Annotated in this window: 13 protein-coding genes and 4 pseudogenes; 2 read left to right on the top strand and 15 right to left on the bottom strand. The window is 58.7% G+C overall.

Going from position 1 to position 20984, the window contains the following annotated elements; all coding sequences use genetic code 11:
• Positions 1 to 65 precede the first annotated feature (65 nt).
• The 13 genes and pseudogenes from repC (NKJ90_RS19645) to NKJ90_RS19585 all read right to left on the bottom strand — a co-directional run.
• Positions 66 to 1271 (bottom strand): plasmid replication protein RepC, encoded by a 1206-nt coding sequence (gene repC, locus NKJ90_RS19645; RefSeq protein WP_352486596.1) that lies wholly within the window; start codon positions 1269 to 1271, stop codon positions 66 to 68.
• A 156-nt stretch (positions 1272 to 1427) separates the two neighbouring features.
• Positions 1428 to 2411: a plasmid partitioning protein RepB gene (gene repB, locus NKJ90_RS19640; RefSeq protein ID WP_352486595.1), complete on the bottom strand. Its 984-nt coding sequence runs from the start codon at positions 2409 to 2411 to the stop codon at positions 1428 to 1430.
• A gap of 75 nt (positions 2412 to 2486) precedes the next feature.
• Positions 2487 to 3695 (bottom strand): plasmid partitioning protein RepA, encoded by a 1209-nt coding sequence (gene repA / locus NKJ90_RS19635; protein ID WP_352486594.1) that lies wholly within the window; start codon positions 3693 to 3695, stop codon positions 2487 to 2489.
• A 754-nt stretch (positions 3696 to 4449) separates the two neighbouring features.
• On the bottom strand, positions 4450 to 5394 hold the full coding sequence (locus NKJ90_RS19630) for an ArdC family protein (protein ID WP_352486593.1): 945 nt from the start codon (positions 5392 to 5394) through the stop codon (positions 4450 to 4452).
• Between the two features lie 224 nt (positions 5395 to 5618).
• Positions 5619 to 6674 carry a Fic/DOC family protein gene (locus NKJ90_RS19625; protein ID WP_352486592.1) on the bottom strand — a complete coding sequence of 352 codons (1056 nt, stop codon included), beginning with the start codon at positions 6672 to 6674 and terminating at the stop codon, positions 5619 to 5621.
• A 68-nt stretch (positions 6675 to 6742) separates the two neighbouring features.
• Entirely contained in the window at positions 6743 to 6949 is a 207-nt protein-coding gene (locus tag NKJ90_RS19620; protein WP_182574639.1) for an antitoxin VbhA family protein, read from the bottom strand.
• Positions 6950 to 7068: 119 nt separating this feature from the next.
• Positions 7069 to 7401 carry a DUF736 family protein gene (locus NKJ90_RS19615; protein WP_352486591.1) on the bottom strand — a complete coding sequence of 111 codons (333 nt, stop codon included), beginning with the start codon at positions 7399 to 7401 and terminating at the stop codon, positions 7069 to 7071.
• Positions 7402 to 7798: 397 nt separating this feature from the next.
• Positions 7799 to 8314 carry a thermonuclease family protein gene (locus NKJ90_RS19610; protein WP_352486590.1) on the bottom strand — a complete coding sequence of 172 codons (516 nt, stop codon included), beginning with the start codon at positions 8312 to 8314 and terminating at the stop codon, positions 7799 to 7801.
• Entirely contained in the window at positions 8314 to 9582 is a 1269-nt protein-coding gene (gene repC / locus NKJ90_RS19605; protein WP_352486618.1) for a plasmid replication protein RepC, read from the bottom strand. Before repC (NKJ90_RS19605) ends, NKJ90_RS19610 begins: the two co-directional genes overlap by 1 nt.
• A 701-nt stretch (positions 9583 to 10283) precedes the next feature.
• Positions 10284 to 12218 carry a ParB/RepB/Spo0J family partition protein gene (locus tag NKJ90_RS19600; RefSeq protein ID WP_352486589.1) on the bottom strand — a complete coding sequence of 645 codons (1935 nt, stop codon included), beginning with the start codon at positions 12216 to 12218 and terminating at the stop codon, positions 10284 to 10286.
• 459 nt (positions 12219 to 12677) lie between these two features.
• Positions 12678 to 13511, bottom strand: coding sequence for a hypothetical protein (locus NKJ90_RS19595; protein ID WP_352486587.1), 834 nt, complete (start codon positions 13509 to 13511; stop codon positions 12678 to 12680).
• Positions 13512 to 13960: 449 nt separating this feature from the next.
• On the bottom strand, positions 13961 to 14272 hold the full coding sequence (locus tag NKJ90_RS19590) for a hypothetical protein (protein ID WP_352486586.1): 312 nt from the start codon (positions 14270 to 14272) through the stop codon (positions 13961 to 13963).
• Positions 14273 to 15357: 1085 nt separating this feature from the next.
• Positions 15358 to 15495: pseudogene (locus NKJ90_RS19585) on the bottom strand (magnesium chelatase domain-containing protein); the annotation flags it as partial.
• 994 nt (positions 15496 to 16489) lie between these two features.
• Between NKJ90_RS19585 and NKJ90_RS19580 the strand changes: the two are divergent.
• Positions 16490 to 17073, top strand: a pseudogene (locus NKJ90_RS19580) (Mu transposase domain-containing protein); the annotation flags it as partial.
• 29 nt (positions 17074 to 17102) lie between these two features.
• Here NKJ90_RS19580 and NKJ90_RS19575 read toward each other — a convergent pair.
• Positions 17103 to 17414: pseudogene (locus tag NKJ90_RS19575) on the bottom strand (ATP-binding protein); the annotation flags it as partial.
• 3 nt (positions 17415 to 17417) lie between these two features.
• On the opposite strand from NKJ90_RS19575, the pseudogene NKJ90_RS33550 reads away from it, so the two are divergent.
• A pseudogene (locus tag NKJ90_RS33550) lies at positions 17418 to 17696 on the top strand (ATP-binding protein); the annotation flags it as partial.
• A 144-nt stretch (positions 17697 to 17840) separates the two neighbouring features.
• Here the strand turns inward: NKJ90_RS33550 and NKJ90_RS19565 are convergent.
• Positions 17841 to 19397 carry an ISL3 family transposase gene (locus NKJ90_RS19565; RefSeq protein WP_352486585.1) on the bottom strand — a complete coding sequence of 519 codons (1557 nt, stop codon included), beginning with the start codon at positions 19395 to 19397 and terminating at the stop codon, positions 17841 to 17843.
• Positions 19398 to 20984 lie beyond the last annotated feature (1587 nt).

Below are 20984 nucleotides of genomic sequence, written 5' to 3'. Positions count from 1 at the left end.
AAAATATAGCCTCACATGATGCGACATACAAGCCCCTGCATCAGCGCGAACCGATCCGCCAACGGTTACCCTGTCATCTTTGCTGGCACGCCGTTCGATCGCAATGCCGCCATCAGCATCGGCCCGACCGAAAACTCGCCTGCCCTCGCCTTCTCGGTCAGCACGCGCAGATAGCCACCCGCTGACTCGATGTGCTGTGCCCGCTGCAGAATGCAGGCAATCACCACCGCGGCGATTTCCTGACCCATGACATGGCAGGCATCCTCATACGCAGACGGCGAAACACCCAGGTATCCCCGCACCTGGGCGGCGGTTATCATGAAATCGCGCCAGTTGCCGATCCCGTCGACGGCGTAGTCCGCGATTTCGGGGCAGGCCTTCAGCACTAGCCCCAGCGGATAGGTTTTCGGCGGCTCTGCGGTCCTCGTTAGTGGCTCGGCCGCCGCCCCGCTTTTTTCTGGAGCAGGTTCAAATTCAAAAATAGAGTCGGTATTTGAATCAGATTGCTGCCGCTCGCTTTGGGACTCATTGCCGCTCGGATTCGTAGATTCCATATGTATTTCCAGCAGCTTATCCACGTCGTCACGCAACGCGGCCAGATCGGCCACGATAGGTTCCAACTCGGCAATGCGGGCTCGGCGCGGAATTGTCTCCACAACGGCGCGGAACCGCTTCCACAGTCCTCCCCAGTCGCCCGGCACGTCTTCCTCAACGGCCGCCTCGACCAACTTCTGGATATCGCGGCGGTGTAGCGTAATACGTTCCCTCATAAGCCTGAGCGCCCTGTTGTCGGCGCGAACACGCTCGGCCGCCGCCTCGAACTCTTGAGCACGGGCCAGCAGCGGCGCCAGCGAGAAGCCAAATGCTTCCTCGATCTCACCACCCCTGCCCTTCCGTGCATAACGCTTGCCGTTCGGGCTGTCCCGACGGATGACTAGACCGCAATCCACCAGTTCCGCCAGGTTCCTCCGCAAGGTGGAATCGGGCATGCCGTGCGCTCTGAGGGACAGCTGTGCGTTCGAGGGAAAGACGATGAGGTCGTTTTCCTCACTCAATTCGCTGTCAGGATAGAATGACAGCAACGCATTCAGCACGGCCAAAGCGCGATCGCCGATGCCGACGATGCTTTTGCCCTCGCAGAGGTTGCGGTAAATCTGCCACTTGTCGACGACCCTGCCCTTGGGGATTTCACGTGAATCGTTTTGCGCTGCCAGCATGGCAAGCGACATCGGCCGCCGCCCAAAGGGCGTCGTTGCAATACCCGTCTCCATTTCTTCCTTCGCCTTCAATTAGGCAAAAGAAATCCGTCCGCCGAATCGACGCTTAAAACTCTTGACACAGATTCGCGGAAATGAGATTCTCGGCTTGCTAAAGATCGAGAAGGGCTTCCACGGTTCGCCGTCGGGGGCCTTTTTCTTTTGCGGTCTCTATTCTCCTGTTGCTGTCCTCTCCGACTTCCTGAACGCCTCATAAAGGTCGCCCAGATTGTCGGAAATCCACGTTCCAAAGCGGCCGCCATCTGTCTCCTTCACGGCGATGGTGACGGCCTTGCCTGCCTTCTTGACACTGACGCTAACTGATTTGTCCTCAGGAGCCCAAGATTGTGCCTCGCGCTTCTCACTGGTCTTGCGAACGGGCTTCCCCTTGGCATTCAGGGCCGCAAGCAACCTTTCGAAGCGTGCGTTGCTTTCCAACTCACCGAATTCGGGGTCGGACTGGATTTCATCAACCATGTCGGACTTCCTGCCGACAAGCAGGGACAGTTCGACCCACCGCTCGCGACCGACAGACGCAGCTGATCCAATCTTGCCGATGACAGATGCCGGGATCCTTGTGACAACTGACACCATCTTCGAGACAGCAGCGGCGTTCGAGGCCAATGCCGACGAGATGACATCTCTGTCGTATCCCAAGTCTTCAAGGCGCTTTGCGAACATCGCCTTCTCGATGAAACTGAGATTTGCCCGAGCAGAATTCTCCTGACCCTGGGCAATGACATGAGTCTTGTCGTCGATCTCCTTGACGACCGCCCTCACCTTCCGCCCCAGTTCGCCGGCAACTCGGACGCGGCGATGGCCGAAAACGATCATGTAGCGGCCGTCGATACCGGGATGCGGACGAACAAGTATGGGAGAATCCTGCCCCCTCTCCCGGATCGCTTCCAGCAGTTCTTGATACTGCTCCTTGTCGTCGCCCATGCGGTCGGAAACGAACGAGCCATCGATGGCGTTTGGATCGAGTTCGACCACATGCTCGCCTTCAAGATACGCATCCGCTTGCTTTGCCAACTCGTTGACTGAGCGGATCATGGATTTCGAGGCGCCGCGGATCGGATATGCCGCCGTGGAGGTAGACGACACCTCGTCGGTCTCCGTTTCTGAGAGGCCTGCAAGAAGGTTCTTACGTGCCATATTTGTCTACCTCCAGACAGCGCCTAGTCCATTGAATGCATTCGAAAAAGATCCGAATTTGTCAGCGGACAAAAGTCAGCGCCCCCATGCTTTATGAATCAAGTCGGCGACTTCACCGTTTACGACTTCCAGCGCATCCATTGCCCGCTCGTATGTGGAACGGGTCATCGCATTCTTCTCAACTTCGTAGAGGGTCTGCTTGGTAATCCCCGCGTCGGAAATCGCCGTTGATTTCAGCATCTGGTTCTTGAGAATGAATTCGCCAAACAGCGTATGCAGGAACGCCACCATCTGCGCTTGCGGCTGATCCGTGGGTTCGAATCGAGTAACAAGATAGCGATACCACTCCAGGTTCACTTCGGCACCCGCCGCCCTGATCGGCTCGAGGATGTTCCCAAGCATCAGCAGAAACTGGCCCATGCTCATCACATCGAGCATCTGCGGATGGATCGTGATCAACACGGACGTCGCCGCGGTCAGTGCGGTGATCGTCAGATACCCGAGCTGCGGGGGACAATCGATAACTACGACATCGTAGCGATCGTCGACCTCCGTCAACGCCGTCGAGATGCGCGTGAAGAACGCCCTGCCCACATTCGAAGACCTGTCGGTCATTGCCAGAGGTGTGTCGTATTCGAATTCCTGCAGCTCTAGGTTCGCAGGGACGATATCGAGGCCCGGGAAATTCGTTGGCTTGATGATTTCCGAGAGAGGCACCTTCTGGTCGTCATATCGAATCGAGTCGTAAAGCGATTTCGTCTGGTCGAGTTCAGGCTGGAATCCATGCAATGAGGAGAGCGACGCCTGCGGGTCGAGATCGACAGCTAGGACACGGTGTCCGGTCAGCGCAAGATATTGGGCGAGGTGGGCGGCGGTGGTGGTCTTACCGCTGCCGCCCTTGAAATTGACCACAGCTAGGATCTGAAGCTTCTCGCCCGGCCGCCGATGGGGAACATACATTCGGGCGTCGGATCGCCCGTACTGGTCGAGATACTGGCGCAGCTCAAGCATCTGTTCAGCAGTATACGACCGCCTGCCCGACGTTGAGGTTTCAGGCACCGGGCCTTTGCCTTCCAGATGCAGTTTCTTCAGATGGCTTTGGGAGACCCCAAGGTATGTGGCAACCTCGGCCAGCGAGAACGAGCGAAGATTCTTCTTTGCGTGCGGAGGGAAGCGCTGCATCGAGAGTAGGTGCAGCTTCTTCGAAATCTGGTCGCCTTGCTCGAGAATGCTTTTCTCGAACAGCAACGGGAATTTCGTGGGAACGGGCGAACTCACGTTCATTCGATCGACACTCTCTAAAAACGATTTTTGGCGCAAAGACGCCAAGCAAGCGTCATTATGTCCGATTCGTTCGATCCGGCAAGAAATTTTAAGTTAACAAAAGGTTAACGGCCTCGCGGCAGCGGAATCACGTGATCTAATTCATGCAATTGAATAGGCTACACAATTTGCCGATTTTGTCAGCGGACAAATTTCCTCCTTTCTGCAGCCGTCAGTCAGTCCTTTGCAAGTATATCGCCGATCATCATACCGTGCGGGAAGCCGTCACGAGTGCTGCGCACCCCTTCCACTCTTAGGGAAGACGGGTTCACGTGAAACTTTATGTTTGCCAAGAAGACCCACCGAAGCTTTCGGACCCTAGGCAGGGCAGGGGGGCGGCGCCTTGTCGATCACCCCATCCGGGAATGTTGTCCTGCAATGACGATTGCAGCATGTCCGTTTGTTTTTCGAAAACAAGCCCGCGCCTCGGGCGGAGAGCGCGGGCCGATCGGTTGGGCACCGATTTGTGGCGGGCAAGCGGGGACGGGGCCCCTGCTCACAGATAATTATTAGTACGCGCTAATGTTATGCTGTCAAGTTCGGCAACTTCTCCGGGTGGGGGCTCAATTAGCTTAGGGCGCCAATCGCGCCCGGTTCCCCAACTGATCCGAGGCGGTGACGTATTTGTTGGCAAATGAGCTCCGCATCGCAATTAAGAAGGGCCGCCAGCCCGGAGACTGCTCGCGATGCGCATTATTGCATTGTGGTTCGGGACTCAACGCCCGCTGCATACGCCGGATGAGTCGGTACAAGGCGCCAATTGCGACGCGCCCTTCACCTTAGGCTGGGTTACATGCAACTGCTGAGCGTGCATCCAGTCGGCAGCGGCCTGCGCCTTCGCAGCGGCCGTGATGATGGCCCTCTTGTCATTCTTCAGGACGGCGAGCCAGCTCGCCAGATAGGCGGCTGTGTTGTCGCGCGGATCATGCGCCACGCCCAGGTCGGCACACAGGAACGATGCCGCGAGCTCGGCAACGAGCTCCTCGACGGCGTAGCCTTCACTGCCGAACCTGCCCGTCAGATCGCGGTCCAGGCGATGCTTTGCGCCGGACCAATGCGAAACCTCGTGTAGCAAAGTTGAGTAAAGGTGCACCTCGCTGTCGAAACGCGTGCGGTCAGGCATGAGGATGTCGTCGATGCTGGGTCGGTAGCAAGCTTTGGTGCCACCGTAGCTAACGCTTGCGCCGATGTTCTGAACGAAGCTCTCGACGGTCTGGATGTAGGGAACCGGATTGCTCGGGAGCTCCTCGGCCGGGCTGAAGAACCGATCCGGCATGTTCTCGATCTGCTCAATATTGAAGACAGTGTAGCCCTTCAGATATGGAATCGCGCGGTCTTCGTCGTCTTCGTGGTCCTTCGGCGTGAACGTGCCGTACTTGACTACGAGGGTGCCCCTTTCGCCCTTGCGGACTTGACCACCGAAGTCCTGGGCCTGCCGGTAGGTCATCCAGGTGTTTTCCTCGTAGCCGAACATCTGGCCGGCGACCCACAGCATGATGACGTTGATGCCGCGGTAGGCTTCGCCGGTAGCGCGCCGCGGAATGATCGAGCTTCGGCGGGCATTGCCGCGCCAGGGGCGGATCCACGGCTTGGTACCGGCTTCAAGCTGCTCGACAATGGTGTCCGTGATGCGCTGGTAGGTGTCCTTGATGCTCTGCATGACCGTCTCCATCCGTTGGTTGACGGCAAAGACCGGAGATAGCCGAAACGAGCCCATGCACCCGTAGGGCCGCAACGGAGAGGAGGACCGCGCCAGCGGTTGCATGGGGGAGGGGCTGTCGTAGCTTGTCCGTCAAATCACCCAACGGATGGAGACGGCCGGCCGCATCGAACGCGCCGGCGGTCAACTACGGTCGCTGAGCAGCTTGCCGCCTGCGGACGCTGTCACCGATCGCGGTCATCGCTATCGCGCTCACGCGCTCGCTGCGCCGCGATATCCGTCTCGATGGCCTTCAGCTCGGCAGGCGGCGTGTCTTGCCGGGTCGCTTCGGCCCTTTCGGCCTGCACGGGCGCCTCGATGGCCTGTTGCTCACGGCCAAGGCGGGAAAAGTCGGATCGGGCGGTGAAGGTGATTTCCGCTTCATCATCGGGCAGTCGCTCCGGGAGGTCCGCGCGATCGACGGCGATGATCCGTTCGTCCGAGACGATGCTGGCGACACGGTCGTCGTGCCCGAGCACCTGGCCGGTCACTTCTTCGCCTGGGCGGGCTGTGCGAATGTTGTGTTCAAACGGATTCTCGCCGCGCGCCTCGAGGTCGGAACATGCGGCGCGAACGGCTTCGCGGCGGTTTGGGTCTACCGCGTCCTCGAGCACATGTTTCATGGCGGCACTTGACGGGTCGTTCGTGGTTTCGATCGACGCCTCCATCATGCGCGGTTTGGTGATGACCGTGAAATCGACCTCATGACCGTAGTGACGGCCAATCTCGGCAATGAACGCCTCCTGGGTGCGTCCGTTGCCCTCGCGAAAGGGATGTACATAATTGAGCTCGGCCATGACCTGGCCCGCACGCTCGGCGAACTGCTCTGGCGTCGAGCCGCGCAAAACGTCGGGATCACGGATAGGCTTCAACGCCTCGTCGAGCCCCATGTCGATGCGCGAGCCGTGCAGGAACGCAGTGCCGCCTTTGTTGAGGCCACCGATCGGCTCCACACGCTTCCCGTCCACGATCGGACTTTCGTTGCGGGTGTGCCCGGCCCATTCGTAGACGTCCTGAAAGATGTGGCTGTGGATGGCTTTCAGGTGCGTCTTGTCGAATTGCCCTTGCGGGCCGTCACCTTCGGCAATTTCCGCCATGCGGAAAGCCGTGGCGCGGTATTCTTCGATGCGGAGTTCGGAATGAGTCTCGATGCCGAACCTGTTGCGCAGCACATCAGCACGATCGGGATCGTCCGATGTGTTCGGGTAGAAATAGGAACCTTTGGCAGGGCTCTCGGACATCGGCGGGGCCAAAAAAAACCGCCTGGGTAGGGCAGGCGGCCTTTCGCCTTTGACAGTTGGTGTTTCGGCTATGCCCGTTTCGCTGGACGCACGACACGCAGGCGATACTCTTCGCGTGTGATGTCGCCGGCGACGTAGGCCGCCGTCGCTTCCTCCAGTACCGGATCGTGCGTGTAGCCCTGCCGGATATTGGCCGCGCGTGCCTGATCTGTCGCCTTCCGGCGCTTTGCAACGGCTTCCGGCGAGCGGTCCGGACGGGTCGAATGGATATTCATTAACAGATCTCCAATAGCGACAAACATTAGCAGAAAAACCGCTGAAAATCGAGCGGTTTGCGGCATTTATCGGCCTTGTGAGGGATGCGCCCGGCTCGAGGCCGGGCGCTTCACGTCGATCAATCGCGGGGATCCCATTCGATGATCGCCTGCAGGGTGGGATCGTCCTGGCCGGGATAGCGGCCGAGATTGGCGTTGAAGCCCAGTCGCTTGATCGAAAGCGTGTAGTAGGGCTTTTTCGCCTCGCTGGTCTTCTTCCAGATGCCACCGACCTCGATGTCATACCCGCGCGGTGACTTGGCATAGACGCGATGCGTCGGGGCTTTCTCGTTGCTCGAGTTGAACGGGACAACGTGGATGTCCAGGTCGCGATCGATGGTGGAGACAAGGCCGTTGCCCATGGCGGCGTCCAGGTCGTCGGTGTCGAACTGGATGAAGTTGGTGGTGGACATGTCAGTCACTCCTCTTTGGTGGTTGCAATGATCGTTCACGGGCACGGCGGAAAGCGGTGCGCACCGCAGGCCGAAGCGAGAGCGGAGGAAGCCGGGAGGCCGGAAAATTTGCTGCGCGAGGAAGCCGCAGGCGGGGACATTTTTGCGGACGCCGGATTTGCGCAAGCCGCGTCGACGTGCGAACGAGCGTCAAAAGCAACCGCCTTGGAGGAGTGAGGGATGAACATCATTGGCTATGTCTCACGGGTTCGATGGACGGCCTGAATCGCAACAGGTGGTCTTATTTTATTCATCTTTCGCGGCATCGCAACGCGTTCCCGCCGTTTGTCGCACGATTCGAGAAGCACATTGCTTCACTGCTCCTAAAAGTGTATGGAGCCGACTTGGGTATGAGAGTTCAAGGTGCCGGAGACTTCTTGGCGCGCCGGTAGAGACGCGGACTCTCGATCTCGGCCGACCAGATGCCAAGCCTTCTGTCTCGGGCGCTGTTCTCGGCCTCGCCATACTCGACCAGGTTGATCGCATGGGACGACGGCAGATATCGAAGCATGGATTCGGCAAGGCCGGCGCTGACCATTGCCAGGCCGATGTCGGTTTCATCGTAGAAGCACTGTCCCACCAGGCGCCGATAGCGGTCGCGGTCGATGATCCGACAACGGACGTGTTTCCCATCGATCATTCGCCGAAGAAAGGCCCGACCTGCAAGGCCGCATCGCCAGACCTCCCCGTCGCGAAGGCCTGTCTGGTCGAGTTCGCAAGCGTCGATCGCCGCGATCCGGATGCGCTGCTGGCGCACGCTGATCGTGTCTCCGTCGATCACGCGGTCCGTGCCAGACCAACTGGCCGGATCGGCATCGGCCGCGCCGACGCTGATGCAAACAACGGCCGCGAGAAAATAACGCACGAGATACATCAATTCACCGTCTCCATAAGATTGCGGGCCGCAAGCCCGAACACCGAGCGGGCAAGGTGGAGCTCGCCGGCGGCTGCGCGGTCTGTCATCGCCCGCAAATAGCCGCCCGGCGACGAAACTTCCTGCCGGTCGAATTTCTGCAACGTCACCGCAATTGCAACGGCCGCCTGCTGCTCGCCCATTTGGGCGACAGCGCAGCGCCGTGCATCGTCGGAAATGCCGGCAATACAGCACATTTGGGGCACCAGCCGCGCCAAATCGGCCCAAGTCCGGGGCAGGGCAAACCCGTAAGTTCTCAACGCCGGTATCGCCCGTAAAACGTCCCGCAACGCCACAACAACATGCGGCAGGCGCTTCGGCTGGTTGACTTGGTATGAACCTCGCCCCAGGCTTGTTTCATAAGCCCATTGGCTGGCGGAGCCCGCCTCTAACAGATTGAGTTGTTCGGCGGCAGCCGAACGCCAATTCTCGTTACTATTTATAATGGGATCAGGGGTTGTAGTCTGTTTGTGCATGTCGTTTTCGGCATACGTGCATGTCGACTCTTCCGCTTCCGATGCGACTTGCGGGCGACGTGGAAGCTGCAACACCCGTTCGATGAACCACTCGACAAGCGCCGTTGCGCGGCGCAACACGCCGCTCGATGCTTTTGCGGCTGTGCCAACCAGGGCAACGACCCGTTCAAGACGCGCCTCGTGCCGTGCTCGGGCGCGCTCTGAAAGGTCGGTAACGGTCGCCAAAGCGCACCGGAGATTGCGCAGTGCGCCACGATATCGCCGCAACGCCGCGCGGGCGGTCGCCTTCTCCGCCTTCGCCTGCCGCACCAGATCGTCGAGTTCGCGGTAGCGGACAATAAGAATACGCAGATCGATACCGCAACCATCGACAATCGAGCCGCTGGCACTGCGCACCGGATAGCGCTTGTAGTTGCCACTATCCTGCATGGTGACAAGGCCGGTGTCGAAGAGGCTCGACAGCATGCGGCTCACCCGGCCGGCCGAACGATTGATTTCGAAGGCGAGCTGCTGGTTGGACTTGAAGATGATCGGCCGCCCGCCTTTCTCGCAGGCCTCGCCCGGCGCGGTGTTGATCAGGGTGACCAGAAGATGGCTTTCGGTCGCGTTGATCAAGCCTGTGCAGGGCAGGTTGTGCGCGAGCACGGCGAGCTGACCACGCGTCACCACTCCGATCTCGGCCGACTGTGCCAGTCGCCGATATTCGGCGCGTTGCGATGTCATTCGGCGGCCGATGGGCCGCTTCGGTGGCATAGGTTCTCCCACTCTCGTCTCCTTTGTCGTGGAGACCAGACAAACAATCCCGTTCACCGAAACGGTGCTTTTCAGGTTGACAGAGGAAGGGAGGTTTGCGACAAAGATTTTGGCTAAAATGATTATTCGCAAACCGCTTCCGGGATTCGTTTCGGGGCGGTTTTCTTTTTCTGGTCGGTTCGTCTTCTCCGTCGTAGGCGCTAGTTCGCGTGACTCGGAATCATGATCCCGGGTGATTTGCAGAACCATAACTCGAATATCCATTTTGGCGCAACAATTGCGCTACCACCGGTAGCAAACAAAACCACTCTCCCAAGGCTTTCAGGGACTTCATAGCTCGACACTCTCCGGTGCGCGCTTTATCTGCTATACCTTCTCGGATATATGAACGGCAGCAAAACCGGCCTGGTTTCCAAGCCGGTTTTTCTGCGGGCGGGAAGAGAGTTTGAGGGGAGCGGAGGGAGGGGGAACGGCCTCCCCTCAATGCGGATCGGGGCCGGTCGATCCGGCGCGATCGCATCAGCGGCCGTCGATGAACGTTCCCAGAGGCCGAAGGCTTCAAGCGCCACTGCAAGCGCATACTGAATGTCGGCCCAATCAACATGTGCAGGGTTCTCGACATAGGCATTGATGAGCTTGCGGCAGGCGTGCGCGGCAAACCGATCGCGCCGGAGAAAGCGCGACCGGCAAGCGGCTGATGATTATTCAGCCGCTACGGGATGCGGGGTTTCTTCATCGAAATCAGCGTCGTCGCGCTTCGTTTCGACGGCAGGAACGGAAATCCGCACCGGCTCGGGAAGCCAGCCGCTATCCGCGACCATCCGTTCGGCAATGATGACGGCTTCCGACTTCTTGCCCGCTGCCTTAACGGCAAGCGCGGCCTGATCGCCCTGCGCCTCACGAATGACGGCCTCGATGCTCTGACGGTTGATATGCGAGAAATAGCTGTCGCCGGTCGGCTCGAACCATTTCGTCATGTTCACCTCAAGAGCCTGTCCAAGCCGGTCTGCGTGCTCGAAAGCGCCTTTCCTGTCATAGCAGTGAAGCTTCCGCACCGCGTTGACGGAATGAGCCGCCGCAAAAGCCAGAAGCGACAACAGTTCGTCGCGGTTCCGTTGCAAGCACCATTCCCAGAGATCGGCAGGGTTGCCGGGGATATGATCGCCCCATGTCTCGCGAATGCTTTCAAGCTCCGCCACGGCTCGGCAGGCATCGCGCCGCTTCATGCTGGTTTCGATATGCTCATGTGTCAGCCTGATTTGCAGCGCGCTATCTACGTTCGAGCAGCAATCATAGACCACGCTCAACAGCATCGCGTGAACCACGGCGGCCAAGGCTATATCGTGATTGTTCGCGAGTTCGACGCGTAGCGCCGCCGTCTTTTGAGCGGTCAGGTCCTCTATGAGCGCCGCCGAATGCGTCACCTTCGGCGGTCCCGCGTCCTGTGGTTTTTCAACGCCGTTGCCGCCTTTGCCGTCGCCATTGGCCTCGTCATCCCGGTCATCCTCGGGCAGCACAAGACCACGCTCGATTCGCACATCGCCGTAGTTCGTCAGCGTGACGATCGCGCCGCTGATCTCGAAAACTTCCGGCGCATAGACTTCTGTGCGATCCTGCAACGCGGTGATCCGCTTGTCGATTTCCTCGATCTTCGCGTCGGCCCCTTCATCGACGGCCTCGGCCTCGATCAACTCCGCCAGCTCGTCATATTCTGCGGTGAGCTGGTCAAGTTCGGCTTGTTCGGCCTCGGACAACGGCACCTGTTCGGGATAGCGCCGTCCGTAGGCTTGGAAGGTGTCATAAGATACATCGGGCATGATCTCGACCCATTTCCAGCCTTCCGCCTTCACGGCCTCGACTGCGCTTTCAAGCTTGGCTGCGACAAGTGCATCTAGCCTCAAGACATCGACCGCAAAACCGCCTTCCTTGTCATCAAACAGATCGCGCTTGACGGTTCCGCCTGCCGCCTCGTAGGCGTCCAGCCCGCCAAGGAATTTGAGCCGCTTGTCGCTTGCCCGAACGCCCTCGCCAGCAAGTGCGGAACGAATGTTTGATGCGTAGCGGTTCCACGTTGGCAGTTCATTCCATACCCGTTCCTGCGCCTCGTGATCGTCGCTGATCGTGAAGGCCGAAAGCTGGTCAAAGGTCATATCCTCGTTGCGGTAAGCCTCCAAGAGGCGCGGTGACACGCGACCAAGGGCAAGGCGGCGGCGCACAATCGTTTCGGTCGTGCCGAACCGTGCGGCAATATCGGGGACCGACTTGCCTTCGTCCGCCAGATCGCGGAACGCCTCGTACTGGTCGACCGGATGCATGTCCTCGCGCAAGACGTTTTCGGCAAGACTGGTCGCCTTCGCGTCCTCGCCCGCGCGCTCCTTGCATTCAACGGGGAAATCCTTCGAGATCTCTGCCTTCTCGGCCAGCAGATTGAGCGCCGCGCGGCGTCGCCCGCCAGCAGTCACGAAATAGCGGCCCTTCTTGTCGCCCTTCCTGACAACAAGGTTTTGCAACAGCCTGTAGCCGTCAGCCCTGATGCTCGCCGCCAGCGCTGCGATGCCCTCGGCGCTGTAGGTTTTGCGGACGTTCTTCGGGTCCAAATCCAGCTTGTTGAGGGGGATGGTGATTGTCTCGGTCATGGCTTTTCTCTCCTGTTTTCCCGTTTCCCGCGAAGCGGAAATCCTGCCCGAAGGGGCAGGAGCCCCGCTCCTGCTCCCGAGCTCGTGCGGAACAGCGGGGGAGAGGGGGGCAAGGGGACAAATCGGAGGGGGATCACCCGCTCAAGGCGAAGCCGCGGGTCGGCGCCGATCCGCGTATGCGGATCCGCGTCGATCCTGCACGGAGCGCGGCCCTGGCCGCGTGGAGGAAGGACGGGGAGACCGATTTTCTCCTTGCAGGGGAGAGGGGGCAGAGCCGCCCTTCCCCCTCTTTCAAGAATAACCCTGGCCCGGCTGTGGGGCCGCGCCTTGTGGAAGCAGGCACGGCGCGTCGGTCACGACGGCTGGTTGTCATTGCCAAGCTTGCCGTTGAACTCAACCATTGAGACCTCGGCCGGTGGACGATGCGCCACGAGTTTATTTTGTGGCAGCCCCCGTAACTTAGAAGCTCTCGCAGCCGTGCGCGATTAAGAATTGCCTGACCTTACCGCCTGACAAGGAATTTAGCATTGCGCTCATCTGATTAACGGCCTCGCGTTCCGGGCCGCGGGCAAGCGCGCGGTAGAATTGATAGACGTTGTTCCTGTCCTGCAGGTAGAGTCCGTCCTCGATCACAGCCTGCGCGATCCTGCACCTATCGGCGGCCCCGATTGTTTTCTTCTCTAGGGAGGTCTGCAAACGCCGCATCTCTCGCTTGAGACGTTCAGTTCCTAACTCGTACGCCACACCCTCGTCGAGCTGATACTCAGCCTCCAGCATGCTGGAGGAGAAAAGCGGATGGAACGCCGTAAGCTGGCCTAATGTCCTATCGGCCATCTGATACTGGTGAAGCATTTCATGAAGTTCATACGGACCGATCGCCGATTTCGCGTTCACTCGGAGTGCATATTCCTCCAGCTGGTCGATCCGGCATCGGGATGACGTTCCGCCTCCAGTATTATGCGGCCAGCTAGCGCGATCATAGAGCGTATAGCTAAGTGTCAGACAAAAACGCTCGACAAAGATTCCCGTGATCTTCCGATATGTGGGAAAAACTTTGCAAGCTTGGTTTTCCGCGAATATGCCGCAATGCTTCCTGGCTGCAGGATCTTCCAAGTGAGAACAGTCGATCCTAAATTTAATTGGGATGAGACCCGTTTTCGGACAGTTGGACACTACGGTGATATCGGACGCAACTGCTGACGTATTCGCCAACGCTGCAGCAGACAGGAACATAAAGAGACGGGCTGTCTGGTTCCAACTCCGCAGGGCGTCACCATTGGCGCGGCCGCTCATTGGGCTTGAGCCGTCACGCTCGGCCCGCGGGGTAGCTCGTTTGGTGGCGAAGGCTCGTTTCAAATAATTGGCACGCTACTGCCGGTGCCGATTCCGACCGAATAACACATGGGGAGACGCGGATTCTCGGCAGCAGGTGCAACAAATCATATGCACTTGTTGTCGCCGTTAGCCAACGTGTTGCAAGCACCGCTGCAACAATCAGCATCTTCGGTGCAGCTCTCACCAACTCCTTTGCACAGCACAGCCTGCTCGGGTATAACCGACATTTGCTTAGGGCGAGCCAGTTGGTAGACCGTCGATCTTATAGGTGGTGCGGACGCGTGCGTGTCCTGAAATTTGGCCTTGATCGCCGCTTCACTTAATGACGCGCTCGGGGACAACAAAACGACCCCACCAAGAATTATCGTGATAATTCTTAAGTTAAGCATCACGTCTCTCCCATTTCTTCATTTATTGAAGCATGTAACGGAGTACCATGTGTACCCACAAGCGCCGCCTGAATGGGTACCCTGGCGGTCGGCATGGCCGTCCATAACCTTCTTTGTTCCGTTGCTTACAATTGTGCAGGCGGCCACAACAGCGGCGGTCTCCTCGTCGTCAGTACATCCTCGCATGATGTCCGCGGACACTGGGCACCCATTAGCTTGATCGGAGCCAAAACACACCCTTTTTGTATAATCCGCAGCAGCAATACCGCCTTTGAAAGCCAATGAGGCAGAAAAAATCAGCGCGAACATCAATGCTTTCTTACGAGACATACAACCTCCTCGCAACACCACTTGCCTACAACGCTTGATGCCTCAGGGAGAATCCCGCTACATCCCCTGGCACTGACCTCCGCCCGTGACCTTATTTATCGCCCCCGTCCACTTTTTGGACATATCGGTGATATTTCCGCAGACAGCACACGGTTCGCCGCCAACCGACGCAACCTGCCCCCCCTGAGCGCTGATTGCTTCCTGGCAAGAGTTCTGTGAGCGCGTCGTAATTTCACAATCGCCAGCATCGGCGCCGGAGCTTACATCTACGCATACGTATCGCCAGACCACATAATAATCGGCGCGTGCATGCAACGGTAACACCATCATGGAAAACAGTGTAGCAGCCAACAACGACAAGCTATTTCGCATATTCCACCCCCCGCATTCTTCATTCAGGCATTATGGAATAATACAGATTGAAACACGACTTCAGGCAATAACATCGCGGGCCTTGGCTCGCTTACTATCGAAGCCAGGCAGTTCCGAAAGAATGGTGTGTTTCGGAAAAAAACGTTACACTGATGAGTCAGAAAAGTCCAGCGCTTAACGCGGTCCGAGCCTAAAATGATACCTGCCCTGGACGTGAAGCCTAGCAACGGATATTGTAACCCGCGGGCGGCGCGTGATCCGATGGCTAGTTAAAGGAGAGACGATGCTTTTATCCAGTTCTCGGCCGCCGCCAGGAAGCGCTTGATCTCAGCTCCTGAAAGCTGTTTGGATGGCTTCGTCCTTGCCATGCGACTAGGCGTAAAGTTGCGGGCAGTACGCCGCCCACCTTCACAATGCTGACGACTGATCCTGGGTCGGATGTCGCGCGTATCACAATCGCCAGGTCGTCGTCCTTCAGCCCGACAACTGGGCCGCCTGGCTCAATCTAACGAAGCCCGATGGCGAGCGTTTGCGGCCGCTGCCGGCCGGATCGCTCGATGCAGAGGCAGTGCGCCCCGAACGTTCGTGACTTATGCCGTGGGAGACTGGCTCGTCGCCTGCCAATGCCTTATGCACTGACGAGGAAAGCCCCACGGACTGAAGCGTTTTGCGATATCATTTGTCCCTCCGCCGGCGCCGTGGCCGCTGGCTACCTCCTTGGGCAGGTCGGCGGGCGCCAGATAGACCGTAACCTTCTTCGACGGCATCGACAGGCCGGATGGGTGCAGTGCTGCCTGCACCCGCTCGCGGCTTTCGGCCACCGCCTTGTCGGCCAGGCCGACGATCTGCATGTTGCAGGTGAATTAATTTAGTCGTTAAAGCAAGGCTGAGCCACCAGCCGGCCAAGGTCGACGCGCGTTGCGACCGTCAACCTTCTCGCCGAACCACGCCCGCGCGAAGCTGCGCAGCGCCAAGACAAGCTTTTCTCGCGCCTTTACTCGCCAGCTCAGCAGAATTTCATCGGCGGTCGCTGACGCGCTCGATACTGAAAGCATGCGCTCCCACCTCAAGTGCCGTAGGCTCACCTCGCCACGAGGATCGCCCGAGCTGAGATTATTCGCCGTTTTGCCGGACCGACGTCCCGCCGCTTGGCTGTTCGACACGAAGTTTCGGTCCAGCGGGGAGCCATCCTTCCCTACAACGTTTGTCCAGCCACGTGCCTCGTACGTTGACAAGGCTAGGGCTTGGCGGATCATGCTGCGGGATTCGGTGTGGGACACAAGTGGCGGTGTCTTAATTGCACCGGAGCAGGAGGCTTTAAAACATAAACCAGCGTTTATGTTTGACGACGAGGACCCCAGAGCCCGGGGTTTTGGTGATCTTGCGGGTAGCGAAGGGGATAGGATAGGCATCGCATTGCGAGTTTCTACAGCGCTGGGGAGGCTGTCATGAGCGTTTGATGGGTCAATCTCGGTGAAAGGTTCGCCGCGCAATTAGCATCGAGGCGCTATGGTGCCCCAACAGATCGGTTCGCAAGGACGGAACACTAAAAGCGCCTCGGTGGCATTGGTCGATCATTGAAGGTGCTGGCGCTGGCGAGTTTGTCGTTCTGGCGCGCGATGGCCGCATCGAGGGAATTGGCATTTTCCGGCAAGCCGCAATCCCGGACAGTCCGAAACCATCGGGTTTTCCAGAGCATCGGTGGCACAATGTGGGATGGCTGCTCCCAACAACGTTCATTCTCTTCAAGCAGCGCAGATACGGGATGAACTAACCGCAGGGTTGTTCGGTGAAAAGGTCTTGCACAGCCCACTTTTTAATGACGGGCAAGGCAAAGGGCACGGATATCGAGGCCCCTTCGACGGATTCCACACGGTGTCGGCCTCGGTGTCGAAGACCTGCACGGTCCGCTTCGACACCAACAAATACTCGGTCCTGTCGACGGCCGTCGGCCGCCCGGTCGAGATCTATGCCTATGCCGACAGGATCGTCATCCGCCAGGACGGCGTGGTCGTCGCCGAACATGCCCGCTCCTTCGGGCGGAACGAGACGGTCTACGATCCCTGGCATTACGTCCCTGTGCTTGCCCGCAAGCCCGGTGCGCTGCGCAATGGCGCGCCATTCCGGGACTGGGCTCTGCCACCAGCGATGGAGCGTATCCGACGCCGATTAAAAGCGGCGCATGACGGCGATCGGCAGATGGTGTCAATCCTGGCCACGGTATTGACCGACGGCATCGATGCCGTGGAGGCTGCCTGCCAGGACGCGCTCGACCAGAATGTCTGCTCATCCGCCGTCATCATCAATATCCTGGCGCGGCAGCGCGATCCGGCGCAGGCAGTCACCATTCTCACCCGGACGCTCTTCGCCTGCAGCACGAACCGCAAGCCGACTGCGCCCGCTACGACAGCCTCAGGAGGGCAAGCTGATGGAACGCACGCAGGTTCTGGAACTGATGGGCACGCTGAAGCTCTACGGCCAGATGCGACTTGCCGGTTCCGGTGCCGCCGATGAGCACGGCGTTGCGCTGATCGGCGACGAAGGTGCCCTTGGCAAGGTCCCGGACCAGCACCTCATTGACCGGCGTGCCGTCGAAGTCGAACTCATCGATGTCCTTGGCGATCGGCAGCTTGGCGACGGTGAGCTGGTATTTGATGGAGCGGGCCTGCTTCTTGGCGATCTCGGCCGATACCAGATCGCCGACGATCCTCGGCGGCTCGTGCTGGCGCTTGATGCCTGTCGCCAAGACCTCGTCATAGGCGCCCCGCATCCCGTCGCCATTGCCCGCGCCCTGACCCGCAACGGCGCACGTGGCCGCTTCTTCAACGTCGTCGATCTCGTCAACCGGCTCGAGAAACCGAGCATCGCGGCGGCAAGCAGGGCCGTATCGCCGAACGGACCTCGATCATCGTCCACCAACCTGGCGTTCGGAGAATGGCCCGCCTTCTTCGGCGACGCCAAGATGACGACAGCGCTGCTTGACCGTCTCACCCATCATTGCGAGATCATCGAGACCGGAAACGAATCCCGGCGCTTCAAGAACCGCGCCTGATCACCCCATCAAGCTGCCAAGCGCCATCCGCGTTCGCCCGGGCTGCGCAACCCTGACCAGCTCCGCCCGGGCGAACGCTGACCGCCGCGCATTACATAAGGGGGTCAAAATTGGGCTCTGACGCACTCTCGCTGCGGCCACAGCCTAACTTGCACCGACGAGGCGCGCCTGGAGAAGATCAATCTTGGCGCGGCCGTACATTTGCCGCTTGATGAGTTTGAGCTTGGTGATCTGGCCTTCGGTCTGGCCATTCGACCACGGAGAGATAATGGCGTTGCGGACTGCGGCGATGTCCTTTTCGACCCCGTTTGCAAAGGAGCCGACGAGGCTTGCCTTCGCGCCCTCGAGCCAAGGGTTCAGTTTTGCGACCGCCTTTGATCGGATCATCTGCTGAAAGTCGTCGATCAGCGTTCGCGCGGTGACGAGGTCAGGAACATTGCTCTCGATTGCCGCGATCAGTACAGCGTCCGATTTGGACAGGTCGTCACGCGCCAGCGTCATGAGCCTGGCGATGGTTCGCGCCGAGGGCGTGCGGGCAAGCGCGCTTTGATCGGCCTTTTCGGCCAGCCGTCGGCGCCGCGCCCATTCAGAGACGACGCCGATCTGGCCGCGGAAGCCCCTCTCTCGCATTTCGCGCCAGAGCGCCGATGCATTGTGCGCGCCTTGCCCCCAACGGCTGTCCAGCCAGGAGAGCCATTCCTCGAGCGAGCTTTGTCGGACGCGGAACACATCGGAGCGCTGGCCGCGCAGGACGCTACGGACGAGCTTGCGGCTATGCCCGGTACGCTTGACGATCTGCTTGATCGGAAAGCCCTGTTTCGACAATTCCAGAATGGCCTCGTTGGTTTCTTGCCGGCGCTGATATCCCTCATACTGTAGCCGTTCGGCATAGGTGAGAAGCCTCGGATCTATGATGGTGCTGCCGACGGCCTTTCGAATCTGCCGCATGGATTTGCTAACCGCGTCGAGAAAGGCTCGGCTGGCGTTTTCCATAAGGTGCCAGCGGTCGGCCACCTGATCGGCATGCGGCAACGCCTTGGTGATCGCCTCGCCATATCCACCACCTCGATCACGCGCGACGGTCGTGATGGACGGATGGCCCATGAGCCATGCCTGCGATGTCGCCTGCTCGCGATCAGGCAGCAATGTCACTGGCCTGCGGCGTTCGAGATCGCAGACAATCGTTCCGTATCGCTGACCGCGCCGGAATGCAAAGTCGTCAATGCCGATGATGGCGAGCTCATCACGCGGCTGTTCAGTCCTGCGGCGCACGACACGCAACAAGGTATCGTTGCTCACCGGCATCATGAGGCGATCGGCAAAGGCCGCAGCCGGCCTGCCGCCAAGCGCCAGTCCCAAGTGATGAACGATGGTCTCAAGGCGTCCGGTTCTTCGAGACAACGGGGCCAAAACATCGGCGCCAAACCGTTCGGCAAAAATGCGGCGGCGGCAAAGAACAGCGTCGCACCAGAAACGGCGAACCGTCACCCGCAAGACCACCCGCCGGCCAGCGATGGGCAGATCGGCGGCTTGCCGCATATATCGGCTCTGGGTTCGGCGTGAAGTGGTCCCGCAGCACGGGCACGTTGCCGAAAGCGCCGTTGCGCGCACGTCAAGAAATACACAATCCGTGTTGATTTCGGCATGCTCGACGAGTAACCCCGCCGGCGCCAGTCTCGTCGACCCAAATCTCTGTTCCATCGCGCTGATTCCCTCTCGAAAATTGCGCGACATCACCCTGCACATGCAGCGAGATTGAGTCTGACCCAAAATTGGACGCCGATCGAGGGTCAGTTTTGGAAACGATGACGTAATTGCTGTCGCTTTATCATCCGAACTGGCCTGGGGAGCCACGATTAATACACCGATGACGAGGGCAAAGAAATGCGATGGAGTTTATTTCCGATTACTCAATGACCCCATAACTCCATACAGGTTACCCACGGTCGAAAATGATGTCGGCGTAATTATAAAGGAACCTGTCACGTAGCGCTGTGTTTCAGAGATAGGTCCGCATAGACCAGTATCGACGCAACCAGTGGCGTATACATCCAACGGGTTTGGGGTACCCCAATTAGCTGGTCTGAAGTTAAACCAAGCGCCTTGGCTACCATTTTCGTACTGGCATATACAAATAGAAGAAGCTGCATTCTGAGCGATGACTTCTTCGCCGCGAGAGGCGAGAGTCATTCCTAGAAGGGATAAAAGGATGAAGCTTGGCAAAGCCATCTGTGAAGTCGACGAAGCCACGGCGAACCCCCTTAAACTCTATCGATGATACCACGTTGGCAGTGTTAAACAACGGGTCCGCAGTGAGACTTTTGTCTCTCGCACAAGGATTTGCGGTGATATGTCCAGTTGCCCTCACGACCGACAGTGCTGTCTAAGATCACTTGTTTGTTACCGTGGCATATATCGGCACGTGACGCGGCCGTGTTCCGGAGGGCGTGTCCCTGCATCTCTCCAGCTAGATTGAAAAAGTTGCACCACGCACAGGCTACGACCCTGGCTGGATATCCAGTCAAACGCCTCGGGGGGGGGCAAGAACAGCTGGCCGGCTTTTCCCGCCACAGCCGGGCCCGGCTTGCTGTCTATGAGCAGCAGCTCTGGCCATTGCAACGACGCACCGCTCTCGTTCTCCTCGTAGGTGGCAGCAATGGTCAGCCCACGGTCCCTGCAGAACGCTTCAAGCTCGCCCCGCGCCTGCCCGCGTCCTGTTCCTTGTCGACGCCCTCAAGTAAGCTCGAATGAACACCACATGATTTGGACTTGCACTTAGAAAAAATGAGTCGCATTATATTCGCAGCTCCTACTATTCAATACCGTCGGTTCTGCCGATGCCGCAGCGATCTGCCATGATTGCCGCAGACCGCTTCTGCATGGAAGAAATGAAGGCGGAGACTCAAGTGAAGACTTTCACCTTGGTTATTTCGATAAACAATGTCGATTTGGTCGACCGCAGCCTTGGCTGACGTCACGTTAACTATGGATAGCTGGGACCAACCGCCGCGCCTGCAGATTGCCAAAGGCAATGCGCAAGACTGTGAAAAACCCATAATCGCGGATAAATCGGTGGCAAAAGGATATAGAGAGGCTTTTCCTGGTACCGGAACGAATGGGGTACATGTCTGCTTCCGTAGAACTCTCGACCCACAAAATCAAAACTCTCCATTGGACGACACCTGGACCTGATGTTCTGCGGATGGAGAATGCCCAATACCTTAAGCTGGCAATCTGATCGAACCCTTTGGAGGAACGGAAGGATCTACTGCAGACGTGGCGTCTATA

The sequence above is a fragment of the Mesorhizobium sp. M0051 genome, from assembly GCF_040323235.1.
Classification (GTDB): domain Bacteria; phylum Pseudomonadota; class Alphaproteobacteria; order Rhizobiales; family Rhizobiaceae; genus Mesorhizobium.
The sequence above is the reverse complement of the archived record's forward strand: the minus strand, read 5'-3'. Positions and strand labels throughout refer to the sequence as shown.